This window comes from Promicromonospora sp. NPDC060271 (genome assembly GCF_042726755.1).
Classification (GTDB): Bacteria; Actinomycetota; Actinomycetes; order Actinomycetales; family Cellulomonadaceae; genus Promicromonospora.
The window spans coordinates 19,106-30,636 of record NZ_JBHXBG010000058.1 but is presented as its reverse complement, the minus strand read 5'-3'; the positions used below and the strand labels follow the sequence as shown (position 1 = coordinate 30,636).

Below are 11,531 nucleotides of genomic sequence, written 5' to 3'. Positions count from 1 at the left end.
GCCTTGAGATCGGTCGTTTGATTGACCGATCTCAAGGCAAAGGACCGAACTCAGACCATGAGGTCAAGCAAGGGACCGAACTCGTCGCGCCCGGTCACTCAGTAGCGTGACCGGCATGGATACCGCCGCCCTCTACAGCCAGTTCGCCGAGAGCCAGGCGCTCAACGGCGGATCGCCCACCTACCAGGACTGGGCACGTGGGGTCGCCGTCGACCCGGAGCTGTGCGCCCTGCTCGACACGCTGCCCGAGCCCAGGCGGCAGCCCAACCTGCTGTTCGCGGCGGCACGGCTGGCCGGGGCGCCGGTCCGTGCTTGGGTGGAGGTGCGGCCCTGGCTGCACGCCGCCTGGCCCGACGTCGAGCAGGTGATGCGTACCCACACCACCCAGACCAACGAGCCGCGGCGCTGCGCCACGCTCCTGCCGGCCCTCGCGGCGATCGAGGGACCGGTCGCGCTGGTCGAGGTGGGCGCGTCGGCGGGGCTGTGCCTCTACCCGGACCGCTACTCCTACCTCTACACGACGCCCGACGGCGGCCGCACCCGCCTCGATCCGCCCGACGGCCCGGGCGGCGTGGTGCTGCCCTGCGACATCGAGGGCCCGGTGCCGACACGGATGCCCGACATCGTCTGGCGTGCCGGCCTCGACCTGAACCCGCTCGACGTCCGGGACCCGGCCGACCTCGCGTGGCTGGAGGCACTGGTCTGGCCCGAGCACACCGACCGGACAGAGACCCTCCGCGCCGCCGCACGCGTGGTCGCGGAGGACCCGCCGCGCCTGGTCACCGGCAACCTGCTCGACGGGCTGCCGGACCTGGTCGCCGCCGCGCCCACCGAGGCCACCGTCGTCGTGCAGAACTCCGCGGTGCTCTACTACCTCACGGCCCCCGAGCTGGCGGCGTTCGCCGACACGATGGCCGGCCTGCGGCGCACGCGCGGTGCCGTCTGGCTCAGCAACGAGGGCTGGACCGTCCTGCCCGACGTCGCGGCCAGGCTTCCCGAGGGCCTCTCGCCCCAGTTCATCCTGGCCCGCGACGGCGAGCCGGTAGCCCTCACGGACCCGCACGGCCGCTCGGTCCGGCTGCTGCCGTAGCGCGCAGCAGCTCCCACAGCCGGTCCCGCTGTATCGGCAGGTCGCGCGGGCGGGCTCCGGTGGCGTCCGCTATCGCGTTGGCCAGCGCCGGGGCCACCGGGTTGTACGGGGCCTCGCTCATCGACTTCGCGCCGCGGGGCCCGAGACGGTCGACGGTGTCGGCGAACAGCACCTCGGTGTCCGGGACGTCCACGAGCTGCGGCACCCGGTAGTGCCGCAGGGTGCGCGTCACGACGACGCCGTCGCGCACCACCATCCGCTCGGTCATGGCCGAGCCGAGCGCCTGCCCCACGCCACCGTCGATCTGCCCGCGCAGCTGCTCGGGGTTGATCACGACTCCGGCGTCGGCGGCATGAACCGACTGCAGAACCCTCACCTCCCCGGTCCCGTGATGCACGCCGACCCGAAACCCGTGCACATTGAAGGCAACGGACCGAGGCGACCCGTCGTGTGTCGCCTCGGCCCACATCCCGACCAGTTGAGTGCTGGGTATTTGCGCGGCCGAACCGTTTCGAGAGCGCAAATACCCAGCACTCAACTGGTCCAGCTTGAGCTTGAGGGTCGACGCCGCTTTTTGGACCGCCAGGCCCGCTACTACCGAGCCTGCCGAGCCGAAGGCGCCCGTGTCGTAGCCGGCCGTCGCCGTGTCCGACGGGCGCACGCGCACCCGGTCGACCGGCACCCCGAGCTCCGTTGCCGCGATCTGGGCGTGCACCGTGGTGGTGCCGTTGCCGAACTCGGCCGTCCCGACGTCGACCACGAAGCCGCCGTCGGCGTCGACAGTGACCTTGGCATGCGTGAAGTGGCCGCGTGGCGGGATGGTCGCGATCATCGCGAGGGCCACGCCACGGCCCTCGGTCCAGCCGTCCGGGACGGATTCGCCCCGACCCGAGGCGAGCGCGTCCTCGACCAGGTCGAGGCACTGGTCCAGGCCGTAGGACCCGTACTCGAGGTCCCCGTCCACCGGCTGCCCGACGACGAACGGGTCGCCCGGCCGGATCACGTTCCGGCGCCGCATCTCGACGGGATCAAGGCCGAGCCGTGCGGCCAGCTCGTCGATCGCGCCCTCGATGGCGAACTGCACCTGCCCGAGCCCGTACCCGCGGAACGCCCCGGACGGCACGTTGTTCGTGTAGACGGACTCGGCGTCGACCCGCTTGTTCGGGGCCCGGTAGACGGCCATCGACTCGTGCACGCCGTGGAACAGGACGCCGGGCGCGTGGTTGCCGTAGGCGCCGGTGTCCGCGAGGACGTCGATGGCGAGCACCGTCAGCCGTCCGTCCGCGTCGGCGCCCGCGCGGACGCCGATCCGCATCGGGTGCCTGCACGGCACGGTGGTGAACTGCTCCTCGCGGCTGAGCTCCCACTGCACGGGCCGGCCGGTGCGCAGGGTCGCGAGCGCGACGACGTCCTCCACCAGGAGCTCCTGCTTGCCGCCGAACCCGCCGCCGACGCGGCCGGCCACCACCCGTACCCGCTCCTGGGGGAGGTCCAGGAGCCGGGCGAGCTCGTCGCGCACGAGGAACGGCACCTGCGTGGAGGTACGCACGTGCAGGACGTCGCCGTGCGGGCCGGGCGTGAGCCACGACCGCGCGCCGTGCGTCTCCAGGGCCACGTGGTTCACACGGTCGGTGGTCCAGGTGCCCGCGATGGTGGCGGCCGATGCCGCGAGCGCCGCCGCGACGCCGTCGTGCCCCGGCTCCGCGTACTCCTCGTGCAGCTGCGCGACGACGTTCCGGCCCGCCTCCGCGACGCGGTGCTCGCCGGGCGTCTTGCCGGGGTGGAGCAGCGGCGCGCCGGGCTGCCTTGCGGCCTCGGGGTCGAAGACGGCGGGCAGCGTCTCGTACACGACGTCGACGAGGGCGAGCGCCGCGCGGGCCTGCCGGGGTGTCTCCGCGACCGCGACGGCGACGCGCTGGCCCACGAACCGGAGCACGGGGTCGAGGATGCGGGTGTCGTCGGGGTCGTCGAGGCGGTTCTCGTGGCGGGCGGTCGAGTAGAGGGTGTCGGGGACGTCGTGGTGGGTGAGCACGAGGTGCACGCCGGGCGCGCCGCGCGCCGCCGTCGCGTCGATGCGGGTGATCCGGGCGTGCGGGTGCGGGCTGCCGAGGACCGCGACGTGCAGCAGCCCGGGCGGGGCCGGCTCGTCGAGGGTGTAGGCCTCGCGGCCGCTCACGACCCGGGCGGCGGCAGGCGCGACGACGGCGCGGCCGAACGCCTGGCCCGGCTCGGCCACCTCGGTGTTCACGCGACCGGCGAGGGCGTCCCGGATCGACCGGTACCCGGTGCACCGGCAGAGGTTGCCCTTGAGCTCGTCCCCGGCCCCGGCCCAGCTGCCCGCGACCGTGCACACCATGCCCGCCGTGCAGAACCCGCACTGGAACCCTGCTGCCTCGACGAACGCCCGCTGGACGGGGTGCAGGTGGTCCGCGTCCGCGGAGGGGTCGCCGCCCGGCCCGAACCGGCCGAGCCCCGCGGCCGTCACCACCTCGGAGTCGACCGCCCGGTGCACGGGGACAAGGCACGACTGCACCGGGGCGCCGTCGAGCAGCACCGTGCACGCGCCGCAGTCGCCCGCGTCGCAGCCCTTCTTGACCGCTGTGGCGCCCTGCTCCCGCAGATAGGTGCGCAGGCACTGGCCGGGACGCGGCTCTGCCGCCGCCTCGATGCCGTCGATCCTCATGCGGCACCCCTCACGCGGGCACACCCTGATCGCGGGTCAGCGCGGTGGGTGGCCGGTCGGGTGGTGCCACGGCCTGGGTAAAGACCACACGAACGAGGTGTGTTGCTCCAAGTAGACATTGTCGACTCACAGCAACACACTCCGCGGGGCACCTGTTTCCCCCGGAGGCCCCAGCCTTCTGCGCGGCCAGGGGTGCGCGCGGTTCCGTTGCCCGAGCTCCTCATGCGCCACTCAGCTCGTCGAACGCCTCGTGGGCGAGCCGTCGTGTCATCGCGGCGCGCCACTCGCGGCTGCCGTGTGTGTCCTCGTACCAGGCGCCTTCGCGCCCGATCCAGTCGATCCAGCGGTCCAGCATGTCGTGGTCACGGACATACAGGCCGTGCGGCGTCGTCACCGACGCGGTCACGATGATCCGCGGGGCTCGATCCCCTGTCCGACCCGTCACCATGGCCGCGGTTCGGCCAGCAGGGGTGAGCGATGCCCGTCGGAACACCGCGCGTTGCCCCAGCATTCTGGCGGGCACCCGCACCTCACGGAGCACCTCTCCCGGGGCTAGGTCGACGACGCCCACCCCGGTCACCAGGTCGGACACGGCGAGCTCCCGCGAGCCGCCGTCCGGCGTCCAGACGATCGCCCGGGCCGACAGCGCCGCGAACAACCCGACCATGGACCCGGCGGGCAGCCCCAGCGCCAGGTTCCCGCCGATGGTCGCCATCCGGGCGACCTTCGCCGACAGCGTCAGCGCCGACACGCACGGCGCCACGAGCCCGAGCGCGCGATACGGCCCGCCCGTATCCGCGCCCAGCGATCCCGGCCCGGACACCAGCTCCTCCAGCGTGCATGTCCCGGCGACCCGCAGTCCCGCGCCGTCCACGGACCACGGCTCCCAGCCCATCCCGGTCAGGTCCACCAGGCCGGTCACGCCCGGCGGTACCGGCTCGGAGTACAGGTAGGTGCCCCCGCCCAGGAAGGCCTCGCCGGGCCGCAGCACGCAGTCCGCCCGGGTCCGCGCCACCCGCACGGTGTCGATGTCGAGGTCCATGGCGCCGCCGGTCAGCCTTCGTCGATCTCGCGCAGCAGCGCGTACCTGGCGTCTATCGCCTCGACGCGGTCGGCCGCGCCGTCGAGCGCCCCGTGCACCCGGTCCGACAGGGCCCCCATCACGCTCACGGGCGCCACCATCGAGTCGAAGGCCCCTTCCGTGGTGATCGGGCACTCGATCCACCAGGTCACGGCGCTCGCGAGGTGCCGGAGGCTGGAGTCGGCGAGCAGGAGCACCCGGACGCCGTCGGCCAGCAGGGACTCGACCATCGCGGCCACCTTGAACGCGTGCCGGCGGATCGAGACGACGACCACCACGTCCTCGGGCCCGAGCCCGACGAGGTCGTCGGCGAGCGACTGGCCGGGTCCCGGCGCGAGATGCACCCGGCCGCGCACCTGGATCAGGTTGCGCCGGAGCTGGGTGGCCGGCCCGAGCGAGCCACGGCGTCCGACGACCACGACGTCGCGCGCGGTGGCGAGTGCGTCGGCTACGTCGTCGAGCATCGTGTCGTCGAGCGTCGAGTAGACCTTCTCGAGGTTCTTGACCTCCTGCTCCAGCCGCTCGCGCAGGCCAGGCGACGGGTCGACGGCGATCGGCAGCCCGCGCCCGCGCTGGACGCGGAGGTGCTCGCGCAGCCCCTCGAAGTCCTCGTAGCCGAGCTTGCGGAACAGCCTGCTCATCGTCGCCTTCGAGACGCCGGCGAGCGCGGCGAGCTCGGTGGCCCGGTACGTCCCGAGGTCGCCGAGGTGGTCCAGCAGGGCGTCGGCGGCCCGCCGCTCCTGCGGCGACAGGTCGCGGTAGCCGTCAGTTATCCGCGCCTCGAGCGGTGTTGACCCTGCCTTCATCGCGTCTCCTCCCGCTCGCGAGCCAGCGCGAGCACCGCCTCCGTGAACGCGTCGAGCGCGACGCCGACGTCCTCGGCGTCCACGTGCTCGTCCGGGTGGTGGCTGATCCCGTCGCGGCAGCGCAGGAACAGCATGCCGACGTCGGTCACCGCGGCCATCGCCATGCCGTCGTGTCCTGCTGGGCTCCAGAGGCCGAGCGTTTCGGCCGCCCCGGTCGCCTCCGCGATCCCCGCCGCCACCGCGGCCTGCAGCCGCTCGGCGCAGGCGGTCGACGGCGCCCGGTGGGTCTCGACGACCTCGAGCTTCACGCCCCGCTCCTGCGCGATGTCGTGGCCGGCCGCCGAGATCTGCTCCCACAGCGCGTCGCGCCCGCCGTCGGTCCGGCCGCGCAGGTCGAGCGTGAGCTCCGCCAGGCCGGGGATCACGTTGACGGCGCCGGGCTCGACCCGGAGGTGGCCGACGGTGGCGAGGCAGTCGGTCGCCCTGGCCAGCTCCTCGATCCGGGTGACGAGGTGCGCGGCGGCGACCAGCGCGTCCCGCCGTCGGCTGAAGGGGGTGCCGCCCGCGTGCCGGGCCTCGCCGGTGATCGTGAGCACGAACCGCCGCGCCCCCGCGATGGACGTGACGTACCCGAGCGGCAGGCGCGCCGACTCCAGCACCGGCCCCTGCTCGATGTGCGCCTCCAGGTAGCCGACGAGGTCCGCGGGGTCCCGGGCGGCGTCGCCCACGCGGTCCGGGGCCAGGCCGAACTGCAGGAACGCCTCGCGCAGGGTGACGCCGTCGGCGTCGGCCTGGTCCCACCAGGCGGCGTCCCACTGGCCCGACGCCGCGCAGCTCCCCAGCAGCGCCTTGCCGAACCGGGTGCCCTCCTCGTCGGAGAACCCGACGACCTCCAGCGCGAACGGGAGCTGGACGTCCCGCAGCCGGTGTGCGACGGCGATGGCGAGGACGACGCCGAGCATGCCGTCGTACCGCCCGGCGTCGGGCACGGTGTCGAGGTGGGATCCGAGCACGAGCGCGGGCTCACCCCGGGTGCCGGGGCGCTGGGGGGTTCCGTCGGCGGCGCGGCGGCCCCAAAGGTTGCCCGCGGCGTCGGTCTCGGTGTCGAGGCCCGCGTCGAGCATCCAGGCCCGGACCGCCAGGTTGGCGGCGGAGTGCTCGGGCGACAGGTAGACACGTTCGAGCGCGTCGGGGCGCGACGAGTGGCGGGTCAGGTCGTCGCACCGCTCCATGACCCACCGCGCGCTACCGAACCCGCTTCCATTCCCGCTCACGACGACACCTCCTCGACGGCGAGAACGCGGTCGCGTTCGTTCCCGGTGCCCACAGAGGCAGGACCCCGTTCTCGATCGGTCTCGTACGAGGTGAGGGCGGCCTCGACCCCGCCCCCCGGGGGCGCGTGGAAGCCGAACCGGCGCAGCTCGTGCTCCAGGGCGGCCAGCGTGGTGAGCACGGCATCCCGCCGGGCGTTGAAGCCCATGGTCCCGATGCGCCAGACGACGCCGTGCAGCGGGCCGAACGACGTGCCGATCTCGATGCCGAAGTCGTCCAGCAGAGCGCCGCGCACGGCGTCCCCGTCCACACCGTCCGGGATGCGCACGGCGACCACGTTGTGCATCTTGTGGCCGACGTCGCCGAAGACCTCCAGGCCGAGCCCGCGCACCCCCGCCAGCATGGCCCCGCCGTGCCTGGCGTGCCGGGCGACCGCCGTCGCCATCCCCTCGTCCTTGAGCAGCCGCGCGCACTCGCGCGCCGCGTACAGCATCGACGTCGCCTCGGTGTGGTGGTTGAGCCGGCGCGGTCCCCAGTACTCCATGATCTGGGCGAGGTCGAGGTAGTTGGAGACGATCGGGGCGCCGTGCGGGGCGACGTCGTCCGACGTGCGGAGGCCCGCCTCGACGTGCTTGCGCGCGTTGATCGCCGCCGCCGCGGCGGGCGAGAGCGTCACGGGTGCGCTGCCCGACGGCCCGCCCAGGCACTTCTGCAGCCCGGCGGTCGCCGCGTCGACGCCCCACTCGTCGGTGTGGAACGGGTTGCCGCCGAGCGTCGCGGTGGCGTCCACGTACAGGAGGGCGTCGTGCTCGTGGGCGATCCGGCCCAGCTCCGCGAGCGGCTGGGCCATGGTGGTGGAGGTGTCCCCGTGCACGACGGCGAGCAGACGGGGCCGCACCCGTCGGACGGCGTCCTCGATCTGCCCCGGGTCGAAGACCGTTCCCCACTCGGTCTCGATGGTGTGCACCTCGGCCCCGGCCCGCACGCAGATCTCCGCGAGCAGGTGCCCGAACCGGCCGAACACGGGGACCAGCACCCGGTCCCCCGGCTCCAGCAGGGACACCAGTGCCGCCTCGATGCCGGCACGCGAGGTGCCGTCCACGAGGAACGTCTGCTCGTTGGCGGTGTCCCAGACGGTGCGCCACAGCGCCATGGCCTCGGTCATCGTGTCGGTCATGAACGGGTCGAACTGGCCCACCAGGGGCGCCGCCATGGCGCGCAGCACGCGGGGATCGGCGTCGACGGGCCCTGGCCCCATCAGCAGCCGGGCGGGCGGATGTATCTGAGTCATAGCGACCTCCTCAAAAGCGCCCCCCGTCCCGTTGAGTGCTGGGTATTTGTGGGGTCGAAACGTTCCGATCCCGCAAATAGCCCGCACTCAGCGACGGCGCCGGTGACGGTCAGGCCGTCGTAGGCGCTGATCTTGTTCTTGTGGGCCAGGTTCGCCGCGTCGAAGGTTGTCGTCGCGTCAGGGGTGTAGACGATCAGGTCGGCGGCGGCGCCCTCCGCGATCACGCCCCTCGGACGCGGGCCCCGGTCCAGGCCGACCAGTGCCGCGGTGTTCCCCGAGGTCCAGCGGGAGACGTCGGCGAGGGAGACGCCGCGGCGCCGGGCGGCGTCCGCCAGGGCGAGGAACCCGGCCTGCAGGCCGGAGATACCGCCCCAGGCCTGCTGCAGGTCGACCTCGCCGGGCGCCGCGCCCCGGTACTTCTCCTCGGCGGTGGCCGGCGAGTGGTCGCTGACGACGCAGTCGAGGATCCCGGCGCGCAGGCCGTCCCAGAGCGCGTCCTGGTTGCCGCGGTCCCGGATGGGCGGGCAGCACTTGAAGGCCGCGTCGCCGTCCGGGATGTGCTCGGCGTCGAAGACGAGGTAGTGGTGGCAGGTCTCGGCAGTGACCGGCAGGCCCTCGTCCTTGGCCTCGGCGATCAGGTCGAGTGCCCGCGCCGACGACAGGTGCAGCACGTGGGTGCGCGTGCCCGTCTCGCGGACGACGTCGAGCAGCCCGGCGATCGCCGTCGTCTCCGCCTCGTCCGGGCGCGAGAGCAGGAAGTCCGCGTATGCGCGGCCGCCCCCGCCCGGCGCGGCCGCGAGGGCCGCCGGATCCTCCGCGTGCACGATGAGCAGGCCGCCGAACCGCGCGATCCGGTCCGCCGCGTCCAGGAGCTGGTCCGGCGCGAGCGGCGGGAACTCGGGCACACCGGAGTCGGCGAGGAAGCACTTGAAGCCGAAGACCCCGGCGTCCCAGAGCGGCTCGAGGTCGTCGGCGTTGCCGGGGACGGCGCCGCCCCAGAAGCCGACGTCGCAATGCAGCTCGCCGCGGGCGCGGACGGCCTCGGCCGCCGCACGCTTCGTCTCCAGTGCCTGCACGGTGGTGGTCGGCGGGAGCGAGTTGAGCGGCATGTCGACGATCGTCGTGATCCCGCCGAGCGCCGCCGCCCGGGTCGCCGAGGCGAACCCCTCCCATGCGGTGCGGCCGGGCTCGTTGACGTGCACGTGGGTGTCGACGACGCCGGGCAGCACCACCTCGTCGCCGAGCTCGACGACCTGCGGCGGGGGTGCTGGGACGGCGCCGAGCACGTCGCCGAACAGGTCGTCGGCCGGCTTGAGCACGGCCGCCGGGTCGGACGTGCCCCACCAGACCTGGTCGATCCGGTCGCCCTCGATCCGCAGGACCGCGGGCCGGAGCTCACCCTCCACCAGGACCCGCTCGGACGCGACGACCAGGCTCCTGTCCTGCGGGCCGCCGCTCATACGAATCCTCCGATCGTGGACCACACGGGATGCTCAGGCGCTGGGGCGCCGTCCGCCGGGGCGCCGTCGGCCGCTGAGCGCTGGACGGCCGCCTCGATCAGCCCGTAGGGCCGGTCGGCGGCGAAGAACACCTCGCCGGGGTTGTCCAGGCCGAACGGCTCCAGGTCGACGAGGAAGTGGTGGTTGTTCGGGCACGAGAGCCGGATCTCGGCGATGTCGGGGTACGCCTCCAGCACGGCCTTGCCCATCGCGTAGACGGTCTGCTGCAGGGCCAGGGAGTGCAGCTCGGCGAAGGTCACCAGCAGGATCGAGCGGACGGCCGCGAACCGCTCGTCGTACTCCTCGGGGCCTGCGGCGTCGACGAACGACTGCTCGTACCGCCACCACCCGCTGACGTCGGTCGCGAGGATCCGGTCGTCGGTCTCGGGCAGCGTCGTGTACCGGTCGCGCGGGAACCCCGCGAACTCCGAGCCCGTCGACTTCAGCACCGTGACGTCGCGCAGCCCCGCGAGCACGGACAGGCCGACGGAGTCGGCGTGCACCAGTGCCGTCCGCCGCTCGGCGCCGCCCCGCACGAACGCGTGGTCGTGGCCGACGCCGCCGCTCCCCTGGCCCGCGGCGACGCGCTCCCAGCCGTACTGCTCCGCGAGCCAGCGTCCGCCGCTGATCTGCGGCTCCTGGAGGAAGTGCCGGGCGAGCCGCAGCAGGAACGTCTCGGGCGATCCGACGCCGTCCCGTGCGAACGCGTACACCGTGTTCTTCTGCGTGTCCGTCGCGACGACGCCGGCGTTGTCCCCGGACTCGTGCGTGGCGCGGAAGTCGCCGCGGAGCTGCGAGGTGACGCTGAGGTCGGTGATGCGGTGCCGCGCCGTGTCACGGTCGACCCGCACGAGCCGCACCTCGGCCTTGCCGTACTGGTTGGGTCCCAGGACTATCGACATTCAGCTCCCCCGGTAGGTGGTGTAGGCGAACGGGCTCAGCAGGACGGCGACGTGCGTGTGGTCCGGCCCGAGCACGACGTCGAGCACGATCTGGCCGAAGAACGTCTCCCGGCCCTGCGCGGCGAACCAGTCGCCGGCGGCGAAGGTCAGGACGTGCCGGCCGGGCGCGACCTCGCCCCAGGTGATGCGGCCGTCGTCATCGGTGACGGCCTGCCGCTCGGTGGTCGAGCCCGTCGAGTCCGTCGTGGCCAGCGTGACCGCGAGTCCCCTGGCCGGGAGGCCACGTGCGGCGTCGAGCACGTGCGTCGAGGCGGTGCTCATGACGCAGCCCCCGTGGTCTTCTCGACGGTCTCCGCCGCCGGCTCCTCGACGAGCGTCTCCAGACGCAGCAGCGCGATCTGGCGCAGCTGCTCGGCCGCGACCAGGGCCTCGGTGGCCGGGTCGTTGCCGAGGCGTTCGGTCAGGTTGGCAAGGATGTCGTCCGCCGTGCGCCCGGCGGCCCTGACCAGGTAGATCCGGCCGAACTTCGCCTCGTACGCGGCGTTGCCCGCGGCGATCCGGGCGGCTGTCTCCTCGGCCGCCGTCGGCTGCTCGGTGCGGGACAGCCGCGCCTCGGTGCTGTCCCCCGACGCCCGCTCGCCGATGCGGGGGTGGTGCGCGAGCGCCGCGTCGACGTCGGCGGCCGTCCACTCGGCGGCGGCTCGCATGGCGCGCAGCAGGAGCGAGTCCCGGCACCGGTAGGGGCGGCCGGCCACCACGTCGTCGACCCAGGAGCCGATGTCGGCGCACGGGCGGATCGTCGCAGCGGCGTCCGCTGGGGGCAGGGCGTTGAAGATCGCGAGGTCCACGAGGACAAACTTAGTTTCAAACTGTCCCTCGCGGTGAGACACGCGTTTCAGCCGGGTAA

At 73.5% G+C, this 11,531-nt stretch carries 10 protein-coding genes; 1 reads left to right on the top strand and 9 read right to left on the bottom strand.

Annotation, left to right across the window (positions count from 1 at the left end):
• The first annotated feature begins 115 nt into the window (after window positions 1–115).
• Complete coding sequence (locus ACFWE2_RS11280) at window positions 116–1,090, top strand: DUF2332 domain-containing protein (protein WP_377224318.1); 975 nt, start codon at window positions 116–118, stop codon at window positions 1,088–1,090.
• Here ACFWE2_RS11280 and ACFWE2_RS11275 read toward each other — a convergent pair.
• From ACFWE2_RS11275 to uraD, 9 genes are all read right to left on the bottom strand, one after another.
• Window positions 1,050–3,773 (bottom strand): molybdopterin-dependent oxidoreductase, encoded by a 2,724-nt coding sequence (locus tag ACFWE2_RS11275; RefSeq protein ID WP_377224317.1) that lies wholly within the window; start codon window positions 3,771–3,773, stop codon window positions 1,050–1,052. The genes ACFWE2_RS11280 and ACFWE2_RS11275 overlap by 41 nt on opposite strands.
• A 220-nt stretch (window positions 3,774–3,993) precedes the next feature.
• The gene (locus ACFWE2_RS11270) at window positions 3,994–4,815 is read right to left on the bottom strand and encodes an FAD binding domain-containing protein (RefSeq protein ID WP_377224316.1); all 822 of its coding nucleotides are present in this window, start codon (window positions 4,813–4,815) and stop codon (window positions 3,994–3,996) included.
• Between the two features lie 11 nt (window positions 4,816–4,826).
• On the bottom strand, window positions 4,827–5,660 hold the full coding sequence (locus ACFWE2_RS11265; RefSeq protein WP_377224315.1) for a MurR/RpiR family transcriptional regulator: 834 nt from the start codon (window positions 5,658–5,660) through the stop codon (window positions 4,827–4,829).
• Complete coding sequence (locus tag ACFWE2_RS11260) at window positions 5,657–6,934, bottom strand: allantoate amidohydrolase (protein WP_377224314.1); 1,278 nt, start codon at window positions 6,932–6,934, stop codon at window positions 5,657–5,659. Before ACFWE2_RS11260 ends, ACFWE2_RS11265 begins: the two co-directional genes overlap by 4 nt.
• Window positions 6,931–8,223, bottom strand: a complete 1,293-nt coding sequence (locus tag ACFWE2_RS11255) for a pyridoxal-phosphate-dependent aminotransferase family protein (protein ID WP_377224313.1) — start codon at window positions 8,221–8,223, stop codon at window positions 6,931–6,933. Before ACFWE2_RS11255 ends, ACFWE2_RS11260 begins: the two co-directional genes overlap by 4 nt.
• On the bottom strand, window positions 8,220–9,683 hold the full coding sequence (gene allB / locus ACFWE2_RS11250; protein ID WP_377224312.1) for an allantoinase AllB: 1,464 nt from the start codon (window positions 9,681–9,683) through the stop codon (window positions 8,220–8,222). The genes ACFWE2_RS11255 and allB overlap by 4 nt, the downstream gene beginning before the upstream one ends.
• Window positions 9,680–10,624, bottom strand: coding sequence for a factor-independent urate hydroxylase (gene pucL / locus ACFWE2_RS11245; RefSeq protein ID WP_377224311.1), 945 nt, complete (start codon window positions 10,622–10,624; stop codon window positions 9,680–9,682). Before pucL ends, allB begins: the two co-directional genes overlap by 4 nt.
• Window positions 10,625–10,945, bottom strand: coding sequence for a hydroxyisourate hydrolase (gene uraH / locus ACFWE2_RS11240; protein WP_377224310.1), 321 nt, complete (start codon window positions 10,943–10,945; stop codon window positions 10,625–10,627). It lies immediately after the preceding gene.
• On the bottom strand, window positions 10,942–11,472 hold the full coding sequence (gene uraD, locus ACFWE2_RS11235) for a 2-oxo-4-hydroxy-4-carboxy-5-ureidoimidazoline decarboxylase (RefSeq protein WP_377224309.1): 531 nt from the start codon (window positions 11,470–11,472) through the stop codon (window positions 10,942–10,944). Before uraD ends, uraH begins: the two co-directional genes overlap by 4 nt.
• Window positions 11,473–11,531 lie beyond the last annotated feature (59 nt).